Origin of the sequence: Tepidimonas sp. HKU78, from assembly GCF_049860815.1 — a bacterium.
In the GTDB taxonomy this organism is placed as follows: Bacteria; Pseudomonadota; Gammaproteobacteria; order Burkholderiales; family Burkholderiaceae_C; genus Tepidimonas.
Genome location: NZ_CP187547.1, coordinates 1723948 through 1743472 on the forward strand (window position 1 = coordinate 1723948; position 19525 = coordinate 1743472).

Consider the following 19525-nt stretch of genomic DNA (forward strand, 5'->3'; position numbering starts at 1 on the left):
TCAGCCGACGGCGGGTCGTGGCGGGGCCAGCCGGTCGAGTTCGGCCTCGTCCAGCGCGCGGGCCTCGTTTTCGAGCATGATGGGGATGCCGTCGCGGATGGGGTAGGCCAGCCGTGCGCCGCGCGAGACCAGTTCCTGGGTTTCGCGCACATAGACCAACGGTCCCTTCGTGACCGGGCAGACCAGCAGTTCGAGCAGCTTGGGATCCATGGCGGGCATCATAGCGCGCCACGGTCGGCTGCGCGAGCGCGGCGCCAGGCCTGCAGGTGACGGTCGATGGCGGCGTACCACCCGGGCTCGGGCGTCAGCACCAGCGGCACCTGCCACAGCGTTACCCCATCGGGCAGCGGCTGGCCGTGCAACTTGACGGCATCCTTTTCGGTGCACAGCCAGTGCCGGGGGGCACCGGCCGTGGTGGCCGCGGCCTGCAGTGCGGCACCCAGCGCGGCTGCCGGGGCGTGGTCGGGCAGCGCCAGTGTGTGCACTAGCGTCAGCCCCCGCGCGCGCAGCATGGCAAAAAACGCGTTCGGCCGCGCGATGCCTGCCAGGGCACCCAGCGGGGTGCGCGCGGCGGCCCAGTCGGCCAAGGGCTGCGAGGCACGGAGGGGAGGCTCGTCAGGAGCGGGGACGGGCAGCGCCGCATCGGCCAGGGCGCGCGTGGCTCGGTATTCGGGGTATGGGTGCGGCCGGGGCGGCGCGCTTGGCTTGCCGGTGCGCAGCACCAGCGCCGGCCCGCCGCCCCAGACGGGCGCGGGCCAGGGCTCGCGCAAGGGGCCGGCGGGCAGCAGCCAGCCGTTGCCGACATCGCGCTCGTCGAACACGATGATCGACAGATCGCGCGCCAGCGCCCAGTGTTGCAGGCCGTCATCGCTGACCACGATGTCCACCGTCGGGTGGTGTTGCAGCAGCGCACGCACGGCGGCCGGTCGCTCGTAACCCACGGCCAACGGTGCGCCGGTGCGGCGCACAATCAGCGCCGGCTCGTCGCCGAGCCGTGCGGGGTCGCCCGTGGCGTCGTCGCAGACGCGCACGGCCGCGCGATCCGTGCGCCCGTGGCCGCGCGAGACGACGCCGGGCCGCCAGCCCGCGGCTTGCAGGTGCTGGACGAGGGCGATCACCGTTGGCGTCTTGCCCGCCCCCCCGGCCACCACGTTGCCCACCACCACCACCGGGACCGGCAGCGGGGCGGGCCAGCGCCAGCCAAGCTGCCAGGGCAGGGCGCGCAGGGCCAGCGCACCGCGGTAGAGCAGGGCCAGGGGCAACAGGCCAACGGCCAGCGGACCGCGCCCGTTCCAGGTGGCGCTCAGGTCCGGCAGCGCCATCAGCGCCCCTGGCTGCGCTGGGTGGCAAAGGTGATTTGCACCAGGCCCACTTGGCGCGCCGCGTCCATGACGTTGATGACCGACTGGTGGCTGGCGGCGGCGTCGGCCTGGATGACCAAAATGGGATCGCTGCCTGGTTGGCCGATCGGCCGCGCGGCGCGCAGCGCCTCAATGAGCGCGTCCACGCCGTGTTGTTCCAGCACGCGGTTGGCGACCGCATAGCGTCCGTCAGGGCCCACCATCACCACGATTTCTGCAGGTGCCCGCGGCGGCTGCTCGTCGCTGGCCACGGGCAGATTCACCTGCAGCGCCGTGGCTTGGCTGAACGTGGTGGTGAGCATCAGAAAGATCAGCACCACCAACAGGATGTCGATGAACGGGATCAGGTTGATCTCGGGTTCTTCGCGGTCGCCGTGTCGAAAGTTCATGCACGCCTCGCTGGGGAGTCGAGAGTCAGCGGCGCAGTGTCAGCAGGTGGTGTAAAAACGCCTCGGCCGCCACCTCCAGCTGCAGCAAAAAACCGTCCACCCGCGCGCGGTAGTAGCGCCAGAAAATGAGCGCTGGAATCGCGATCATCAGCCCGAACGCGGTGTTATATAACGCCACCGAGATACCGTGTGCCAGTTGTGCGGGGTTGCCGCCGCCGGGCATCAGTCCGCCCGGCCCGGCCTGCGAGCCAAAGATCTCGATCATGCCGATGACCGTGCCCAACAGTCCGAGCAAGGGAGCGGCCGACGCGACGGTGGCCAGCGCCCCCAGGTAGCGCTGCAACTGCGCGGCCGCCAAGCGTCCCGCGGATTCGAGCGCGCTGCGCAGCTCGGCTTCGGTGGCACGCGGGTTGGCGTGCAGGGCGCGCAGTCCGCTGGCCAGCACCGAGCCCAGCACCGAGTTGTCGGCCAGCTGTTCCACGACGGCAGGCGGCGGCACGCCGTGGCGGCTCGCCTGCACGGCCTCGTCCAGCAGCCGCGGCGGCACGATGCGCGTGGTGCGCAGGCTCCACGCGCGCTCGATGACGAGGGCCAGTCCGAGGACCGAGCACACGATCAGCGTCCAGATGGGCCAGCCGGCGGCCTGTATGATCGACAGCAAGGGCAATCTCCTGTGCAGCGGTGCGATCCGCGCATTATCGGGCACCGAGTCGGTCACTGGCCCCGCGCGGCCCGCCACCGGTATCGGGCCACCTACGGGACCATCTTCGCATCGATCATGCATGACCTTTCCTGGCCTGCGACGGCTGACGAACCCACTTGGTCGGTTGGTGCCTTGGTGACCGCGGTCGGCGACGCGTTGCGTGCGCGCTTCAACCCCGTGCGCGTGCGCGGTGAGGTCAGCGGCTACCTGCGCGCGGGCAGCGGGCATGCCTACTTCACGCTCAAGGACGCGCAGGGGCAACTGCGCTGTGCATTCTTTCGCCGCGCCGCCGAGGCCAGCGCGGTGGCGCTGCGCGACGGCCTCCAGGTGGAAGTGCTTGGCCGCCTCGACGTTTATGCCGCGCGCGGCGATTTGCAGCTCATCGTCGAGCGCGTGCGGCTTGCGGGCCAAGGTCAGCTCTACGAGCAGTTTTTGCGCCTGAAGGCGCAATTGCAGGCCGAAGGGTGGTTCGATGGGGCGCGCAAGCGCGCGCTGCCTGCGTGGCCGTCGAGTATCGGCGTCGTCACCTCGCTGGATGCGGCGGCGTTGCGCGACGTGGCCACCACTCTCGCGCGCCGGGCCCCGTACCTGCCGGTTCGGCTCTACCCCTCGGCGGTGCAGGGGGCGGATGCGCCCGCGCAACTGTGCGCGGCGTTGCGGCGGGCGTATCAGGATCACGAGACCCACGGCCAGCCCGCGGTGCTGTTGCTCGTGCGGGGTGGGGGCTCGCTGGAAGACCTGTGGGCCTTCAACGACCCGGACGTGGTGCGCACCGTCGCGCAGGCACCCATGCCCGTGATCTGTGGGGTTGGGCACGAGACGGATTTTACGCTGGCTGAGTTTGCGGCCGATGTGCGCGCCCCCACGCCGACGGCGGCCGCCGAGCTGTGCGCACCGGACCGGCAGACCCTGCTCGACGGCCTGCAGCGGCAGGCGGAGCGGCTGCGCAGCGCTGTCTGGCGCCGACTCGACGGCCACGCTCAGCACCTGGACCGACTGGCGCAGCGCCTGGGGCGCCCTTCGGCGCTCACGGTCCGCGAGCGCGCGCGCGTGCAGGCGCTCGAACATCGCTTGCAGCGCGCGCTGGTGACAGGCATCGACCGCCGGCGCCAGCACGGGCTGCGGCTGGAGCAGGCTTGGCATTCGGCCGTCAGTCGCACGCTGGAGCGCCACCGGCTGCGGCTGGCGCGCTGGCAGGCGCAGCTGGCGCTGCTCGATCCGCACCGGGTGCTGGAGCGCGGCTACGCGCTGGTCACCGATGAAGCGGGACATCTCGTCACCCGCACGGCGCAGGTCCACGCGGGGGCACCGCTGCGCGTGGACCTCTCGCAGGGGCGACTGCAGGTGCGCGTGGCGGGCGTGGAGCCATCCCCCGCCGATCCGGCCTGACCCCCACGCTCGGCGGGGGCGCGTGCGGCCCGCCTGTGCGATGTCCGGCGTCTTCCCTACAATGCGGCAGTCGGTTTTTGACTGCAACGAGGACAACGCCATGGAACACACCCTACCTCCCCTGCCTTTCGCCATCGACGCTCTGGAGCCGCACTACTCCAAAGAGACGCTCGAGTACCACCACGGCAAGCACCACAACGCCTATGTGGTCAACCTGAACAACCTGCAAAAAGGCACCGAGTACGAGTCGATGGCGCTGGAAGACATCGTGCGCCGCGCGCCCAACCCCAGCCCGATCTACAACAACGCCGCCCAAGTGTGGAACCACACCTTCTTCTGGCACTGCATGAAGCCGGGCGGTGGTGGCGAGCCCACCGGGCCGCTGGCCGATGCGATCAACGCCAAATGGGGCAGCTACGCCGCCTTCCGGGACGCCTTCGTCAAGAGCGCGGTCGGCAACTTCGGCTCGGGCTGGACTTGGCTGGTCAAGAAGCCCGACGGCAGCGTGGACATCGTCAACACCGGCGCCGCGGGCACCCCATTGACCACGGCCGACAAGGCACTGTTGACGGTGGACGTGTGGGAGCACGCCTACTACATCGACTACCGCAACCTGCGCCAGAAATTCGTCGAGACCTTCCTCGACAAGCTCGTCAACTGGGACTTTGCGCAAGCCAACTTCGCCTGATCACGGCGGTGGCCGACGCCATTGGCGGGCGTCGGCCGAAGGAAGGTCGAGACGAGGGCGGCGCTGGCGTCAGCGGCCGCCAAAAGGGCCGCCCGCCAGGCGAAAGCCGGAGGCGATGCCGCGTTGCGCGAACCAACCCTGGGTCATCTCCAGCACGTAGCGCACCGGCTCGCGGGAGCAGTGGCTGGTTTCGTCCAGCGGGCGCATGTCGACCAGGTTGACGATGCGCCCATCGTCGGCAATGAACGCGGCCGTCAGCGGCACGTACGTATTTTTCATCCAGAAACACTGCACGGCTGGGCGCTCAAAGACGAACAGCATGCCCTCGTTGGCGGGCAGCTCGCGCCGCCACATGAGGCCGATGGCGCGCTGCTCGGGCGTGGCGGCCACCTGCGCATGGATGAGGTGCAGACCCGCGCGCAGCGTCACGCGGGGCAGGTTGGTTTGCGGTTGCCCTTCGCTGGCAGGCGGCGCGCTGCTCACGCCCAAGGGAATGAGCGCAAACAGCACCAGCCACGTTCGACGACGCGGAGTTGCACGCTTGGGCCAATGAAAGAGGTGGCGCATCGATGTCAGGTCCGCGCAGGTTTTCTCGATAGAATCGATTGTAGACTGCGGCGCTCATCAGGCGCGGCGGACCATTCAGACCAACGGAGACCCCGCTCATGTACCAACACATCCAAGTGCCTGCCGACGGGCAGAAGATCACCGTCAATGCGGACATGTCGCTCAACGTGCCCGATCATCCCATCATTCCGTACATCGAGGGAGATGGCACTGGGGTCGACATCACGCCCGTGATGATCAAGGTGGTGGACGCCGCGGTGGCCAAAGCCTATGGGGGACAGCGCAAGATCCACTGGATGGAGGTCTATGCCGGTGAGAAATCCACCCGCGTCTATGGGCCTGACGTCTGGCTGCCCGAGGAAACCCTGCACGCGCTCAAGGAGTACGTCGTCTCCATCAAGGGGCCGCTGACCACGCCGGTGGGTGGTGGTATTCGCTCGCTCAACGTGGCGCTGCGGCAGGAGCTCGACCTTTACGTCTGCCTGCGCCCGGTGCGCTACTTCAAGGGGGTGCCCTCGCCGCTGAAAGAGCCGGAGAAGACCGACATGGTCATCTTCCGCGAAAACTCCGAGGACATCTACGCCGGCATCGAGTACCCGGCCCAGAGCGACAAGGCCAAAAAGCTCATCCAGTTTCTGATCCAAGAGATGGGCGTGACCAAGATCCGCTTCCCGGAAACGTCGGGCATTGGCATCAAGCCCATCTCGATCGAAGGCACCGAGCGCTTGGTGCGCAAAGCCATCCAATACGCCATCGACAACGACAAGCCCAGCGTCACCCTGGTGCACAAGGGCAACATCATGAAGTACACGGAAGGAGGCTTCCGGGATTGGGGTTATGCGTTGGCCCAGCGCGAGTTCGGTGCTCAGCCCATCGATGGCGGCCCGTGGTGCAAGTTCAAAAACCCCAAGACGGGGCGTGACATCGTCATCAAGGACTCGATCGCCGACGCGTTCCTGCAGCAGATCCTGCTGCGTCCGGCGGAGTACTCGGTGATCGCGACCCCCAACCTGAACGGCGACTACATTTCGGACGCGCTCGCGGCCCAAGTCGGCGGCATTGGCATCGCGCCCGGGGCCAATCTGTCCGATTCCGTGGCGTGCTTCGAGGCCACGCACGGCACCGCACCCAAGTACGCGGGCAAAGACTATGTCAACCCCGGCTCCGAGATCCTGTCGGCCGAGATGATGCTGCGCCACATGGGCTGGAAAGAGGCGGCCGACCTCATCATCAGCGCCATGGAAAAGGCCATCCAGAGCAAGCACGTGACGTACGACTTCGCGCGCTTGATGGAGGGGGCCACGCAGGTGTCGTGCTCGGGTTTTGGGCAGGTGATGATCGACCACATGTGAGTGCGCAGAGGCGGGCCCGACCTGCTTTCCGGGGCAGCGCCTGTCGGCCCCGCTGCCGTACCGCCGCCCCCAGGGGCGGCGGTGCCATTTAGGCCCGACGGACGGCGCATCCGCACGTCCTGCGGGGATGCCTGATTTATTGCAGAATGATTGCCATGGCCACGACACCCAAACAACCCGATCTGACGCCGAGCGTGCCCGCTGGCGGCGACGCGGTGGTGGTGGAGCGTCGCCGCCAGCGCCTGCAGCCGCCCAAGATGTATCAGGTGGTGCTGCTCAACGACGATTTCACGCCGATGGAGTTCGTCGTGCGTGTGCTGCAGGAGTTTTTCAACAAGGACCGGGAGACGGCGACGCAGATCATGCTCAAGGTGCATGTGCACGGGCGTGGGGTGTGCGGGGTCTATACCCGCGACATCGCCACCACCAAGGTCGAACAGGTCACCCAAGCGGCGCGTGCCGCGGGGCATCCCCTGCAGTGCGTGGCGGAACCGGTTGAATAACGGCGGATCTGCCCCACTTACCCCCATGGAGCCGTTGGATGCAGCGTGCTACTCTTGAAACCCGAAGCGAAGGAAGTGCCCCATGATTGCCCAGGAACTTGAAGTCAGTTTGCACATGGCCTTTGTCGAGGCCCGGCAGCAGCGGCACGAATTCATCACGGTCGAGCACCTGCTGCTGGCGCTGCTGGACAACCCCAGCGCGGCCGAGGTGCTGCGCGCATGCAACGCCAACATCGACGATCTGCGCAAGTCGCTGACCACCTTCATCAAGGACAACACGCCCGTGGTGGGGGGGACCGACGAGGTCGACACCCAGCCCACCCTGGGGTTCCAGCGCGTTATCCAGCGCGCGATCATGCACGTGCAGTCCACCGGCAACGGCAAGAAGGAGGTCACCGGTGCCAACGTGCTCGTGGCCATCTTTGGCGAGAAGGACTCGCATGCGGTGTACTACCTGCACCAGCAGGGCGTGACCCGGCTGGACGTGGTCAACTACATCGCGCACGGCATCCGCAAGGGCGAAGCGCCCGAGCCCGCCAAGCCTGCCGAGGGCAGCGCTGCCGACAACGAGGAGGCGGCCGAAGCCAAGGGCAACGAGAAAGCCTCGGTGTTGGAGCAATTCACACAAAACCTCAACCAGCTCGCGCGCGACGGCAAGATCGATCCGCTCATCGGTCGCGAACAAGAGGTCGAACGCGTCATCCAAATCCTGTGCCGCCGGCGCAAGAACAACCCGCTGTTGGTGGGCGAAGCGGGCGTGGGCAAGACCGCCATCGCCGAGGGGTTGGCGTGGCGCATCGTGCAAAAAGAAGTGCCCGAGGTGCTGGCGGATGCCACCGTGTACTCGCTCGACATGGGCGCGTTGCTGGCCGGCACCAAGTATCGGGGTGACTTCGAGCAGCGGCTCAAAGGCGTGCTCAAGGCACTCAAGGACAAGCCGCACGCGGTGCTGTTTATCGACGAGATCCACACGCTCATCGGCGCCGGGGCGGCCTCGGGCGGGACGTTGGATGCGTCCAACCTGCTCAAGCCCGCGCTGAGCTCGGGCGCGCTCAAGTGCATCGGCGCCACCACGTTTACCGAGTACCGCGGCATTTTCGAGAAGGATGCGGCGCTATCGCGGCGTTTCCAAAAGGTGGACGTGGTCGAGCCGACGATCGAACAGACGGTCGAAATCCTCAAGGGGCTCAAGTCGCGCTTCGAGGAGCACCACAGCGTCAAATACGCCCAAGCGGCGCTGCAGGCTGCCGCCGAGCTTTCGGCCAAGTACATCAACGACCGTCACCTGCCGGACAAAGCCATCGACGTCATCGACGAGGCTGGCGCTGCCCAGCGCGTGGTACCGCCGTCCAAGCGCAAGAAAACCATCGGCAAGGCCGAGATCGAGGAGATCGTCGCCAAGATCGCGCGCATTCCGCCGCAATCGGTCTCGAGCGACGACCGCAGCAAGCTGCAAAACCTGGAGCGCGACCTCAAGGCCGTCGTGTTCGGGCAGGACAAGGCGCTGGAGTTGCTGGCCTCTTCGGTCAAGATGGCGCGCTCAGGCCTGGGCAAGCCGGACAAGCCGATCGGCGCGTTCCTCTTCAGCGGCCCCACTGGGGTGGGCAAGACCGAGGCCGCCAAGCAGCTCGCCTATATCCTGGGCATCGAGCTGGTGCGCTTCGACATGTCGGAGTACATGGAGAGGCACGCGGTCAGCCGCCTGATCGGCGCGCCGCCGGGCTATGTCGGTTTCGACCAAGGCGGGCTGCTTACCGAGGCCATCACCAAGAAGCCGCACTGCGTGCTGCTGCTTGACGAAATCGAGAAAGCGCACCCGGACATCTTCAACGTGCTGCTGCAGGTGATGGACCACGGCACGCTCACCGACAACAACGGGCGCAAGGCCGACTTCCGCAACGTCATCATCATCATGACGACCAACGCGGGGGCCGAGACGATGAACAAGTCCACCATCGGCTTTACGACCCAGCGCCAGGCTGGTGACGAGATGGCGGACATCAAGCGGCTGTTCACGCCCGAGTTCCGCAACCGGCTCGATGCGATCGTGAGCTTCAAGCCGCTGGACGAGCCCATCATCCTGCGCGTGGTGGACAAGTTCTTGCTGCAACTCGAGCAGCAACTGGCCGAGAAGAAGGTCGAGGTCACCTTCACCGATGCGTTGCGTCAGCACCTGGCCAAGAAGGGGTTTGACCCGCTGATGGGCGCGCGCCCGATGCAGCGCCTCATTCAAGACACCATCCGGCGCGCGCTCGCCGACGAGCTGCTGTTTGGCCGGCTGGTCGACGGCGGCCGCCTGACGGTCGATGTGGAGACGCCAGCCGACGGTGGCGAGCCGCAGGTCAAACTCGACATCCAGCCCTTGCCCAAGAAGGAGGGCCGTCGCGCCGAGGCGGAAGAGGCCACGACCGACTAAGGCGCCTGTCCCCTCGTGGGGCGGATGTCGTCCGTGTAGGCGCGAGTAGGCGCGAAGCCGGGGCCTTAGATCCCGGCTTCGCGTTTGAGCAAGGCTTGTTTGCGCGCCAGGCCCCAGCGGTAGCCGCACAGGCTGCCGTTGGCGGACACCACCCGGTGGCACGGAATGGCCACGGCCAGCGGATTGGCCGCGCAGGCCTGCGCCACCGCGCGGGCCGCACGCGGCATCCCCAACCGCTGCGCCAGTTCGCCATAGCCGATGGTCTGTCCCGGCGGGATGGTTCGCAGTGCCTCCGACACCCGGCGCTGGAACGGCGTGCCATGCACGTCGAGTGGCAGGGGCAGCTCGGCGCGCGGGTCATCCAACCAAGCGGCGATCTGGGCGGCCCATCCCTGCACCGCGGGACTGGCAGCGGCCATGGTGGCACGCGGGAACCGATGCCGTAGCTCGGCCAGCAGGGTGTCATCGTCGTCGCCGAGCAGGAGGGCGCACAGTCCGGCAGGCGTCGCTGCGATGCGCACCCAACCCAGCCAGCAGGTGGTGGCTGCGGACTGCACGTATCGGGGAGCCAAGGGCGTCCCTCGGCGCGGGGCAGGGTGGTCGGGCGGGGTGGGGGCGGCGTGCTGCGGGGTCATGGCCCGCAGTCTACGCCGGAATGCCGACCTGCGGGGGACCATGCGGCGATCAACTGCGGGTAGGATGCGACGTGTGACGACCGCGACCCCCACCTTCCTCTGGCACGACTACGAAACCTTCGGTGCCGATCCCCGCCGCGACCGTCCGGCGCAGTTTGCCGGTCTGCGCACCGATGCGCAGCTGCAACCGATCGGCGAGCCCGTGGTCTGGTATTGCCAGCCGACCCTAGACTATCTGCCGGACCCGGAGAGTTGCCTGATCACCGGCATCACGCCTCAAGATTGCCTGGCCCGAGGCGTGACGGAGCGGGTCTTTGCCGAGTCGATCCTGGCCGAGCTGGCGCGCCCAGGCACGATCGGCGTGGGCTACAACTCGATCCGCTTCGACGATGAATTCACCCGTTACCTGCTGTGGCGCAACTTGCTCGACCCTTATGGCCGCGAGTGGCGCAACGGTTGTGGGCGCTGGGACTTGCTGGACGTGGTACGCATGACCTGGGCCCTGCGGCCGCAGGGCATCGAATGGCCGCGCAACGGCGACGGCAAACCGAGCTTTCGGCTGGAGCACCTCACGGCTGCCAACGGGCTGGGCCACGACCACGCCCACGACGCGCTGTCGGACGTGCAGGCCACCGTGGCGCTGGCGCGGCTGATCCGCCAGCACCAGCCACGCCTGTTCGACTATGCGCTGTCGCTGCACCGCAAAGACCGTGTCCTGCAGGTGTTGGGCTTGCCGGCGCTGGCGGGGCAAGGCAGGCCGTTCGTGCATATTTCGGGGCGGTTTTCGCCCGAGCGCGGCTGCCTCGCGGTGATGTGGCCGTTGGCCAGCCACCCGCGCAACCGCAACGAGCTGCTGGCGTGGGATTTGGCGTTCGACCCGCGCGAACTGGCCGATCTGCGCCCCGACGAGGCGCGCCGACGCCTTTTCACCCGCCAGGCCGATTTGCCCGACGGCATGCAGCGCTTGCCGCTCAAGAGCGTGCACCTCAACCGTTCGCCGATGGTCATTGCCAACGTGGCCGTGCTGCGCGACGGGCCGGCGGAGCGCTTCGGGTTGGATCTGGGTGCGATCGAGCGCCATGCCGACTATGCCGCCGCGCTGCCGGATTTGGGGCCGCTGTGGTCCGCGCTGTATGCGCGCGACGAGGCCCCGAGCGACCCGCCCGACGTGGACGCTGCGCTCTACGACGGCTTCGTCGGGGACGAGGATCGGCGGCGACTCGAGCGGCTGCGCGCGCTCGACCCGGCCGACCCCGCGTGGCGCCGGGCGGGATTCGACGACCCACGCCTGCCGGAGCTGGTATTTCGCTTTCGCGCGCGCAACCACCCCACGACATTGGATGCCGCTGAGCGCGAGCGCTGGCGCGCGCATTGTCGTACGCGCTGTGTCGTGCCTTTGCCCGGCTACCAGCAACGTGTCGAACGGCTGGCGCAAGAGGCCGCCGCACGGGGCGATCCGCGCGCCACGGGCATTTTGCGGGCCGTGGCGGACTACGCTGCGTCGTTGGCGGCGGAAGACGCCTGATCCACCGTGCCCCACAGGTCCGCGTGCATGCCGCCGGCGCACTGCTGCACATACGCCCAGGCGTGCAGCGCCGGCATGGGCCGCGCCAGGCCGAACCCTTGCACCGCGTCGCACCCCAAGGTGTGCAAGGCGCGCAGCTGGGCGGGGGTTTCGACGCCCTCGGCCACGGATTGCCGACCCAGCTGCCGCGCCATGGTGATGGCGGCGGCGACGATGGCCGCGTCGTCGCTGTCGCGGTCCAGGTCACGCACAAAGGCACGGTCGATCTTGAGGCGGTCGATCGGCAAGTGTTTCAGGTATGCCAGCGACGAGTAGCCGGTGCCGAAATCGTCGATCGCCACGTGCGCACCCCAGGTCTGCAGGCGCGACAGTTCGGCCTCGGCGCGCACTGGGTCGCGCATCATCGCGCCCTCGGTGATCTCGAACTCGAAGCCCCGCAGGGGCTGGTCGGGATCGGCGGGGTCGGGGTCGCCAGCGGTGATGGCATCGCGGATACGCTCGGCCAGCCCTGGGCGGTCGAACTGCCTTGCCGAGAGGTTGATGCTCCAGGTCAGCGCCAGCTCGGGGTGGTGTTGCCGCCAGCGCCGGCGCTGGCGGGCCACGGTCGTGCACACCCAGCGGCCGAGCGCCTCGATGAGATCGGCCGACTGTTCGGCCACCGGGACGAACGTGGCGGGTGGTAGCTGCTCGCCATTGGCCTGCGGCCAGCGCAGCAGGGCCTCGAAGCCTAGCAACGGCAGCCCGGGGCGCAAACCGTGGATGGGCTGGTAGTGCAGCTCCAGCGTGTCGTGCGCGATGGCCTCGCGCAGCCGACCTTCCAGCTCGATGCGGTGCCGCACCGACTCGTTCATCGAGGGCGTGAAGTAGCACCAGCCCGCCCCGCCGTCGTGCTTGGCGTGGTACATCGCGATATCGGCCAGGCGCAGCAGTTCACCGGGCTCGCGGCTGTCGCGTGGTGCCAGCGCGATACCGATCGAGGGGGTCAGGTAGGCGCGCTGCGTCCCGCCCGCGCCATCGGGCACGACGAACGGCTCGGACAGGGTTTGCACGATTTGCAGCGCCACTTGTGCGCCGTCCGCTTCGTCCTGCATGCCGGTGAGCACGACGACGAACTCGTCGCCGCCGATGCGTGCGACGACATCGCTGGCCCGCACCCGCGCGCGCAAGCGCCGCGCCGCTTCCATCAGCACTTGGTCGCCGGCCTCGTGGCCAAGTGAGTCGTTGACCGCCTTGAAGCGATCCAGGTCGATGAACAATACCGCCAGCGGCCGCCCGTCGCGCTCGGCACCGCGCAGCGCCTGCTCCAGGGCCACCGGCAGCGCGTGCCGGTTGGTCAGGCCAGTCAGCGCGTCGGTGCGTGCCAGGCGCTCGATCGCGTCTTGCGCCGCGCGTCGCTCGGTGACGTCGGTATAGATGGTCACAAAGCCGCCCGTGGCCAGCGGCTGGCCGCGGATGTGCAGCACGCGTCCGTTGGGGCGTACGCGCTCGAACTCATGCGGCTCGAAGCGCAGCGCGCGTTCGCGCATCTGGGCCAGGGCGGCTTCGGGGTCGGGCTGCGGACCGTATTCGCCGCGTTCGATGTTGTAGCGCAGCACGTCGACCAATGTCACGCCGGGCTGCTGCATCAGCTCGCGCGGAAGATCCAACAGCTCTAGTAGCCGCTCGTTCCAGACTTGCATACGCAACTCACGGTCGACCATCGATACCCCGGCAGGAATGTTGTCCACCAGGGTGCGCAGGATATCGAGCGCCTGTGCCAGGCGTTCGCGCTCCTGCTTTTGTTTGGTAATGTCGGTATAGGTGGTCACGAAACCCACGGTTTGGCCGTCGCGCACGATCGGCTCACCAATGACCAGGTGCGTGCGTCCATTGGGGCGGGTGCGCTCTAGTCGGTGGGGGCGAAATTCCAGCGCCAGCTCGCGCCGCCGGGCTACGGCGGCCTCGGGGTCCTCTCCCGGGTACTCGCCGCGCTGAGCCGGCACGCGGATCAGGTCGGCGAAATCCACGCCTTCGCGCAGCAATGCGGGCGGCAGGCCGAGCACCTGCCCGAAAGCCTGGTTCCACACACGCAGACGCAGGTCGCGGTCGAAAACACTCAAGCCCATGGGCAGGTGCTGCACGATCGCTTCCAAGTAGGCGGTACGCTCGCGCAATTCGGCCTCCAGCCGCACGCGCTCGGTGATGTCGAGATTGACGCCAAACGCGATGCGCTGCCCCGTGGCGGGCTCCTGCGTGACGACGATGCGCAGCATGTGGTGGGTGATGCGCCCGTCGGGTTGCTGGATGCGATAGCCGGTCTCGCCGCCGCCTGCGGCATAGGCGTCTTCCAGTGCCTGGTTGACCCGGGCGCGGTCCTCGGGCACCAGTTGGCGCAGCGACCGCTGGCGCTCCGCAGGTTCGTCCGGGGCGATGCCGTGCATGCGCCGAAAAACGGCCGACCACCACAGCTCCTGCGTGTCGAGGTTGCGGCGCCAGTGCGCGATACCGAGCCGGTCGAACAGGTCGAGGGCCCATTGCCGCTCCTGCGCCAACAGCCGTTGCGTGCTTTGCTGTGCTTGCCGGGCACGCCACCAGCCGACACCCAGAATGGCGGCCAGAGTCCAACCGATCCAGGTCAGCCAGCCAGTCATGGGTGGGGGTCTCCTCGTCGTGTGGAAATGCGCACCTCCCGAGTGTACGGCCCCGCCCACCGGTGCGGGCTGCGCACAAACCCGCAGCCCCACGCTGTTGCACGGCTCAACGTCGCCGCGTGCTGCCGCCGACCAGGCCGCCCAGCAAGCCGCGCACCAGTTGCCGCCCGAGTTGTGCCCCGACTTGACGCACCGCGGTCTTGACCACCGTCTGTACCAGGCCATCGGTCTGGCCACCGCGTGGCCCGGTGCGCCCAAACAGCAGCTCGCCGACCGCGCCGCCAAGCCCTCCCGTGGCGCTGGCGGCTGCTGGCGCATCGGCGGCGGGGGCTGCATGGGTTGCGCGCAAGCGCTCGTACGCACTTTCGCGGTCGATGGTTTGCTCGTACACGCCGGCCACCAGCGAGCTGCGTAGCAACGCTTGTCGCTCCGGCGGCGTCACCGGGCCCAGGCGGCTGGCGGGGGGCAGCACCCAGACGCGCTCGGTCTCGCTGGGGCGGCCCTTGGCGTCGAGCAGGCTGACCAGCGCCTCGCCCACGCCCAGTTCCGTGATGGCAGCCTCGAGGTCCAACCCGGGTTTGGGGCGCATGGTTTGCGCGGCCGCCTTGACCGCCTTTTGATCGCGCGGGGTGAAAGCGCGCAGCGCGTGCTGCACCCGGTTGCCCAACTGGCCCAGGATGCTGTCTGGGATGTCGAGCGGATTCTGGGTGACGAAAAACACCCCGACGCCTTTGGAGCGGATCAGTCGCACGACCAGCTCGATGCGCTCGACCAGCACCTTGGGCGCGTCGTCGAACAGCAGGTGCGCTTCGTCGAAAAAGAACACCAGCTTGGGTTTGTCGACATCGCCCACCTCGGGCAGCGTCTCGAACAGCTCCGACAGCAGCCACAGCAAGAAGGTGCCATACAGGCGCGGCGCGTGCAGCAGCTGATCGGCCGCCAGGATGTTGACCACGCCGCGGCCATCGACCGTCTGCATCAGGTCGGCGATATCGAGCATCGGCTCGCCGAAGAAGCGGTCTGCGCCCTGCTGCTCCAGCGCCAGCAACCCGCGCTGGATGGCGCCCACGCTGGCGGCGCTGATGTTGCCATACTGCGTGGTGTACTGGCGCGCGTGGTCGCCCACGTGTTGCAACATGGCGCGCAGGTCTTTCAGGTCCAGCAACAGCAGGCCCTGGTCGTCGGCGATTTTGAACACCAGGTTGAGCACCCCGGTCTGCGTCTCGTTGAGGCCCAGCATGCGCGCCAGCAGCAGCGGGCCCATGTCCGAAATGGTGGCGCGCACCGGGTGGCCCTGCTGGCCGAAGACGTCCCACAGCGTCACCGGGCACGCGGCCGGTTCGGGCACCGGGATGCCGCGTTCGGCCAGCACCTGCGCCAGCTTGCCCTCGATGCGTCCGGGCTGACTGATGCCGGTCAGGTCGCCCTTGACATCGGCCATGAAGACGGGCACGCCGTGGCGAGAAAACCCTTCCGCCAGCGTTTGCAGCGTGACGGTCTTGCCGGTGCCAGTCGCGCCGGTGACCAAACCGTGGCGGTTGGCTTTGTCCAGACGCAGGTGGCATTCGATGGCGTCGCGACGGGCAAGCAGGATGGTATCGGTCATGGTGCAGCGGGGCAGGGGGGAGCGAAGAGGGGTAGTGGGCCACACGGACCCCGGCGCGTAGAATACCGCAGGAGGACGACCGGCGCCCGAGCCGGTCACCGAGACGGAACCAACGAGGTTTGCATGGCAGGACATTCCAAGTGGGCCAATATCCAGCACCGCAAGGCGCGCCAGGACGAGAAGCGCCAGCGCATCTGGACGCGGGTGGTGCGTGAAATCATGATCGCCGCCCGCCAGGGCGGCGGCGACCCGGCCGCCAATCCGCGCCTGCGGCTGGCGATCGAAAAGGCCAAGGCCGCCAACATGCCGGCCGACACCATCAAGCGCAACATCGACAAGGCCACTGGCAACCTGGAGGGGGTCAGCTACGAGGAGGTGCGCTACGAGGGCTACGGCATCGGTGGCGCGGCCGTCATCGTCGACTGCATGACCGACAACCGCGTGCGCACGGTGGCCGAGGTGCGGCACGCCTTTTCCAAGCACGGCGGCAATCTGGGCACCGAGGGATCGGTGGCGTTTCAGTTCCAGCACTGTGGCCAACTGGTGTTCGAGCCTGGCACGTCCGAGGACAAGGTGATGGAGGTGGCCATCGAAGCCGGTGCGGACGATGTGCTGACGCAGGACGACGGCTCGATCGAGGTGCTGACCGCGCCCGGTCAGTTCGAAGCGGTGCGCGATGCGCTGCGGGCCGCGGGTCTCACCCCGGCCATGGCCGAAGTCACTTGGCGCCCCACCAACACCGTCGTGCTCACGGGTGAAGACGCGGTGCGCATGCAAAAACTCCTCGACGCCCTGGAAGACCTGGACGACGTGCAGGACGTCTTCCACAACGCGGAATTGCCGGAATGAGCGAACGGATTCGGGTCTTGGTCGTCGGCAGTGGCGGCCGCGAGCACGCCCTGGCGTGGAAACTCAAGCAATCGCCGCGTGTCGAGCAGGTGTACGTGGCCCCGGGCAACGGGGGTACCGCCCGCGACGCGCAACTGGTCAACGTGCCCCTCACCGACGTGGCGGCCTTGCGCGATTGGGCGCTGGCCAACCGCATCGGCCTGACGGTCGTCGGCCCCGAGGCGCCGCTGGCCGCTGGCATCGTCGATGCGTTTCGGGCCGCAGGCCTGCGCATCTTTGGTCCGACGCAAGCGGCTGCGCGGCTGGAGAGCTCCAAGGCGTTCGCCAAGGCGTTCATGCAGCGCCACGGCATTCCCACGGCGCGGCACGAAACCTTCTCCGACCCTGCGGCGGCGCACGCCTATGTGGATCGTGTGGGTGCGCCCATCGTCGTCAAGGCCGATGGCCTGGCCGCGGGCAAGGGCGTGGTGGTGGCCATGACCGCCGCCGAGGCGCACGAGGCGATCGACTTCATGCTGGTGGACAACCGGCTGGGCGTGCAGCACAACGCCGAGGGCGCGCGCGTCGTTATCGAGGAATACCTGATCGGCGAGGAAGCCAGCTTCATCGTGCTGGTGGACGGCGAACACGTGCTGCCGCTGGCCACCAGCCAGGACCACAAGCGCCTGCTCGACGGTGACGCTGGGCCCAACACGGGTGGCATGGGGGCGTACTCGCCCGCGCCCGTGGTCACGCCCGCGGTGCACGAGCGCGCCCTGCGCGAGGTCATCGAGCCCACGGTGCGCGCGATGGCGGCCGAGGGCGTGCCATACACCGGCTTCCTCTACGCCGGGTTGATGGTCGCGCCCGACGGCTCGGTCAAGACGCTGGAGTTCAACTGCCGCATGGGTGACCCCGAGACGCAGCCCATTCTGATGCGGCTGCGCACCGATTTGGTCGAGGCACTGCTCGCCGCGACCGAAGGGCGGCTCGACACGGTGACGCTGGAGTGGGATCCGCGCGTCGCCCTGGGCGTCGTGGTGGCTGCGGCGGGGTATCCGCAGGCGCCGCGCAAGGGCGACGCGATCACCGCGCTGCCCGTCGACACGGACGATGCGGTGGTGTTTCACGCCGGCACCGCGCTGCAAGGCGACCGGTTGGTGACCAGCGGTGGGCGGGTGCTGTGCGCGACGGCGCTGGGCGCGGACGTCGCCGCGGCGCGCGAGCGCGCCTACGCCTTGGTGCGCGGGGTCGCCTTCGACGGCATGCAGTACCGCCGTGACATCGGCCACCGGGCGCTGGCGCGCGCGGTCGGCTGAAGGCAAGCGCCGGCGCGTCGCCGTCGGCAGGAGGCAAATCCATGGCCCTCGAGCCCGTTTCCCAGATGCGCGAATACCTGCTCGGATTGCAGCAGCGCATCACCAGCGCCATCGCGGAGATCGATGGCCGATCCTTTCTGTCCGACGCCTGGGAGAAAGCGCCCGGCGAGCCGCTGCAGGGCAATGGCGTGACCCAGATTCTGGAGGGTGGCGCGGTATTCGAGCGCGCGGGCTGCGGGTTCTCGCATGTCAGTGGCCCGAAATTGCCACCCTCGGCCACGCAGCACCGGCCCGAACTGGCGGGCGCGCCGTTCGAGGCACTGGGCGTGTCGTTGGTCTTTCACCCGCGCAACCCTTACGTGCCCACGGTGCACATGAACGTGCGCATGATCACCGCCCGCCCCGTGGGCGGCGGCGAGCCGGTGAGCTGGTTTGGCGGCGGCATGGACCTCACGCCTTACTACGGTTTTGAAGAGGACGCGCGGCATTTCCACCGTATCTGCGCGCAGGCGCTGGCGCCGTTCGGTGCCGACAAGTACCCGCGCTTCAAAGCCTGGTGCGACGACTACTTCTGCCTGCGCCACCGCGGCGAGCAGCGCGGCATCGGCGGTATCTTCTACGACGACTTCTCGGAACTCGGCTTCGAGGGCGGCTTTGCCATGACGCGCGCCGTCGGCGACGCCTTTTTGCACGCCTACCTGCCCATCGTGCAGCGGCGCAAGGACATGCCCTGGGGCGAGCGCGAGCGCCAGCACCAGCTCTACCGGCGCGGCCGCTATGTCGAGTTCAACCTGGTGTGGGACCGCGGCACGCACTTCGGCCTGCAGTCGGGCGGGCGCACCGAATCGATTCTGCTGTCCATGCCGCCGCTGGTGCGCTGGGCGTATGACGAGCGGCCGCAGCCCGGCACGCCCGAGCACCGGTTGCTGACCGAATTCTTGGTGCGCCGGGACTGGCTGTGACGGCCGCCGCCGCAGCGCCCGCGCCGCCGCGTATCGGCGTGTTTGGCGGCGCGTTTGACCCGCCGCACCGTGCCCACCGCGCCGTGGCCGAGGCGGCGTTGCACCAGTTGGCGCTGGATCGGCTGCTGATCGTGCCGACCGGGCAGGCGTGGCACAAGACGCGGCCGCTAACGGCGGCCGAGCACCGGCTGGCGATGTGCGAGCTGGCCTTCGGCGACCTGGCGCGGGTGTCCATCGATGCGCGCGAAACCCGGCGCAGCGGCCCCACCTACACCATCGACACGCTGTGCGGGCTGCACGCCGAATACCCGCAGGCACAGTTGTATCTGGTGGTCGGGGCCGACCAGTGGTTGGCCCTGCGCACTTGGCACCGTTGGGAAGACATTCTGCGCCTGGCCACCGTGGCGGTGGCCAACCGGCCGCTGGCGGGGGTTGGGGCGGCCTTGCCCGACCTGGCGGCTGTGGGCCTGCCATTCGTGCCGCTGCGCTTGCCCCCCATCGACCTCAGCGCCACGGCGCTGCGCGCCCGCTGGCAGGCGGGTGACGCGGGGAACGCGGCCGCGGCGCTGGTGCTGCCCGCCGTGGCGCGGTATATTTCCGAACACGGGCTCTACCGCGCCACGGGCGGGCCGTCCGACTCCACTGCTTGACT

The 19525-nt window shown here is 68.4% G+C and carries 18 protein-coding genes; 10 read left to right on the plus strand and 8 right to left on the minus strand.

Going from position 1 to position 19525, the window contains the following annotated elements:
• From ACPYIS_RS08645 to ACPYIS_RS08660, 4 genes are read right to left on the minus strand one after another with little or no spacing between them, the layout of a single operon-like run.
• Nucleotides 1-210: a Trm112 family protein gene (locus ACPYIS_RS08645; protein WP_299019324.1), complete on the minus strand. Its 210-nt coding sequence runs from the start codon at nucleotides 208-210 to the stop codon at nucleotides 1-3.
• 8 nt (nucleotides 211-218) lie between these two features.
• Nucleotides 219-1322: a tetraacyldisaccharide 4'-kinase gene (gene lpxK, locus ACPYIS_RS08650; protein WP_424859531.1), complete on the minus strand. Its 1104-nt coding sequence runs from the start codon at nucleotides 1320-1322 to the stop codon at nucleotides 219-221.
• Nucleotides 1322-1750: an ExbD/TolR family protein gene (locus ACPYIS_RS08655; protein ID WP_299019326.1), complete on the minus strand. Its 429-nt coding sequence runs from the start codon at nucleotides 1748-1750 to the stop codon at nucleotides 1322-1324. Before ACPYIS_RS08655 ends, lpxK begins: the two co-directional genes overlap by 1 nt.
• Nucleotides 1751-1775: 25 nt before the next feature.
• Entirely contained in the window at nucleotides 1776-2411 is a 636-nt protein-coding gene (locus ACPYIS_RS08660; protein WP_299019327.1) for a MotA/TolQ/ExbB proton channel family protein, read from the minus strand.
• A gap of 117 nt (nucleotides 2412-2528) precedes the next feature.
• Between ACPYIS_RS08660 and xseA the strand changes: the two genes are divergently transcribed.
• Both xseA and ACPYIS_RS08670 read left to right on the plus strand, forming a co-directional pair.
• The gene (gene xseA / locus ACPYIS_RS08665) at nucleotides 2529-3842 is read left to right on the plus strand and encodes an exodeoxyribonuclease VII large subunit (RefSeq protein ID WP_424859530.1); all 1314 of its coding nucleotides are present in this window, start codon (nucleotides 2529-2531) and stop codon (nucleotides 3840-3842) included.
• A gap of 100 nt (nucleotides 3843-3942) precedes the next feature.
• Entirely contained in the window at nucleotides 3943-4530 is a 588-nt protein-coding gene (locus tag ACPYIS_RS08670; protein ID WP_299019335.1) for a superoxide dismutase, read from the plus strand.
• A 69-nt stretch (nucleotides 4531-4599) separates the two neighbouring features.
• Here the strand turns inward: ACPYIS_RS08670 and ACPYIS_RS08675 are convergent, their stop codons facing one another.
• Nucleotides 4600-5097: a DUF192 domain-containing protein gene (locus ACPYIS_RS08675; RefSeq protein WP_424859529.1), complete on the minus strand. Its 498-nt coding sequence runs from the start codon at nucleotides 5095-5097 to the stop codon at nucleotides 4600-4602.
• 98 nt (nucleotides 5098-5195) lie between these two features.
• Between ACPYIS_RS08675 and icd the strand changes: the two genes are divergently transcribed.
• The 3 genes from icd (at nucleotide 5196) to clpA (ending at nucleotide 9368) form a co-directional block, all read left to right on the plus strand.
• Nucleotides 5196-6449 carry an NADP-dependent isocitrate dehydrogenase gene (icd, locus tag ACPYIS_RS08680; protein WP_424859528.1) on the plus strand — a complete coding sequence of 418 codons (1254 nt, stop codon included), beginning with the start codon at nucleotides 5196-5198 and terminating at the stop codon, nucleotides 6447-6449.
• 146 nt (nucleotides 6450-6595) lie between these two features.
• Nucleotides 6596-6952, plus strand: coding sequence for an ATP-dependent Clp protease adapter ClpS (gene clpS, locus ACPYIS_RS08685; protein WP_299020239.1), 357 nt, complete (start codon nucleotides 6596-6598; stop codon nucleotides 6950-6952).
• An 82-nt stretch (nucleotides 6953-7034) separates the two neighbouring features.
• Nucleotides 7035-9368, plus strand: coding sequence for an ATP-dependent Clp protease ATP-binding subunit ClpA (gene clpA, locus ACPYIS_RS08690; RefSeq protein WP_424859527.1), 2334 nt, complete (start codon nucleotides 7035-7037; stop codon nucleotides 9366-9368).
• Between the two features lie 65 nt (nucleotides 9369-9433).
• On the opposite strand, the gene ACPYIS_RS08695 is transcribed toward clpA, so the two are convergent.
• Nucleotides 9434-9940 (minus strand): methylated-DNA--[protein]-cysteine S-methyltransferase, encoded by a 507-nt coding sequence (locus ACPYIS_RS08695; protein WP_425973484.1) that lies wholly within the window; start codon nucleotides 9938-9940, stop codon nucleotides 9434-9436.
• A 136-nt stretch (nucleotides 9941-10076) separates the two neighbouring features.
• Between ACPYIS_RS08695 and sbcB the strand changes: the two genes are divergently transcribed.
• Nucleotides 10077-11528, plus strand: a complete 1452-nt coding sequence (gene sbcB, locus ACPYIS_RS08700; protein WP_425973486.1) for an exodeoxyribonuclease I — start codon at nucleotides 10077-10079, stop codon at nucleotides 11526-11528.
• Here the strand turns inward: sbcB and ACPYIS_RS08705 are convergent.
• Together ACPYIS_RS08705 and ACPYIS_RS08710 are read right to left on the minus strand one after the other, a co-directional pair.
• Nucleotides 11495-14158 (minus strand): sensor domain-containing protein, encoded by a 2664-nt coding sequence (locus ACPYIS_RS08705; protein ID WP_425973487.1) that lies wholly within the window; start codon nucleotides 14156-14158, stop codon nucleotides 11495-11497. The genes sbcB and ACPYIS_RS08705 overlap by 34 nt on opposite strands.
• Nucleotides 14159-14264: 106 nt before the next feature.
• A complete protein-coding gene (locus ACPYIS_RS08710) occupies nucleotides 14265-15764 on the minus strand; it encodes a helicase HerA-like domain-containing protein (protein ID WP_425973488.1) in 1500 nt (499 codons plus the stop codon).
• Nucleotides 15765-15887: 123 nt separating this feature from the next.
• Here ACPYIS_RS08710 and ACPYIS_RS08715 point away from each other — a divergent pair, with 123 nt between their 5' ends.
• The 4 genes from ACPYIS_RS08715 to nadD are packed head-to-tail and all read left to right on the plus strand — an operon-like array spanning nucleotide 15888 to nucleotide 19523.
• Entirely contained in the window at nucleotides 15888-16613 is a 726-nt protein-coding gene (locus tag ACPYIS_RS08715; RefSeq protein ID WP_299021278.1) for a YebC/PmpR family DNA-binding transcriptional regulator, read from the plus strand.
• A gap of 8 nt (nucleotides 16614-16621) precedes the next feature.
• Nucleotides 16622-17911, plus strand: a complete 1290-nt coding sequence (gene purD / locus ACPYIS_RS08720; protein WP_424895255.1) for a phosphoribosylamine--glycine ligase — start codon at nucleotides 16622-16624, stop codon at nucleotides 17909-17911.
• A 41-nt stretch (nucleotides 17912-17952) separates the two neighbouring features.
• Nucleotides 17953-18873 carry an oxygen-dependent coproporphyrinogen oxidase gene (gene hemF / locus ACPYIS_RS08725; RefSeq protein WP_299021280.1) on the plus strand — a complete coding sequence of 307 codons (921 nt, stop codon included), beginning with the start codon at nucleotides 17953-17955 and terminating at the stop codon, nucleotides 18871-18873.
• A complete protein-coding gene (nadD, locus tag ACPYIS_RS08730) occupies nucleotides 18870-19523 on the plus strand; it encodes a nicotinate (nicotinamide) nucleotide adenylyltransferase (RefSeq protein WP_424859522.1) in 654 nt (217 codons plus the stop codon). The genes hemF and nadD overlap by 4 nt, the downstream gene beginning before the upstream one ends.
• The last annotated feature ends 2 nt before the right edge of the window (nucleotides 19524-19525 follow it).

Coding starts and splice junctions, on each gene's coding strand:
- ACPYIS_RS08645 (WP_299019324.1), bottom strand. CDS start 210: ATGGATCCCAAGCTGCTCGAACTGCTGGTCTGCCCGGTCACGAAGGGA.
- lpxK (WP_424859531.1), bottom strand. CDS start 1,322: ATGGCGCTGCCGGACCTGAGCGCCACCTGGAACGGGCGCGGTCCGCTG.
- ACPYIS_RS08655 (WP_299019326.1), bottom strand. CDS start 1,750: ATGAACTTTCGACACGGCGACCGCGAAGAACCCGAGATCAACCTGATC.
- xseA (WP_424859530.1), top strand. CDS start 2,529: ATGCATGACCTTTCCTGGCCTGCGACGGCTGACGAACCCACTTGGTCG.
- ACPYIS_RS08670 (WP_299019335.1), top strand. CDS start 3,943: ATGGAACACACCCTACCTCCCCTGCCTTTCGCCATCGACGCTCTGGAG.
- ACPYIS_RS08675 (WP_424859529.1), bottom strand. CDS start 5,097: ATGCGCCACCTCTTTCATTGGCCCAAGCGTGCAACTCCGCGTCGTCGA.
- icd (WP_424859528.1), top strand. CDS start 5,196: ATGTACCAACACATCCAAGTGCCTGCCGACGGGCAGAAGATCACCGTC.
- clpS (WP_299020239.1), top strand. CDS start 6,596: ATGATTGCCATGGCCACGACACCCAAACAACCCGATCTGACGCCGAGC.
- clpA (WP_424859527.1), top strand. CDS start 7,035: ATGATTGCCCAGGAACTTGAAGTCAGTTTGCACATGGCCTTTGTCGAG.
- ACPYIS_RS08705 (WP_425973487.1), bottom strand. CDS start 14,158: ATGACTGGCTGGCTGACCTGGATCGGTTGGACTCTGGCCGCCATTCTG.
- ACPYIS_RS08710 (WP_425973488.1), bottom strand. CDS start 15,764: ATGACCGATACCATCCTGCTTGCCCGTCGCGACGCCATCGAATGCCAC.
- ACPYIS_RS08715 (WP_299021278.1), top strand. CDS start 15,888: ATGGCAGGACATTCCAAGTGGGCCAATATCCAGCACCGCAAGGCGCGC.
- hemF (WP_299021280.1), top strand. CDS start 17,953: ATGGCCCTCGAGCCCGTTTCCCAGATGCGCGAATACCTGCTCGGATTG.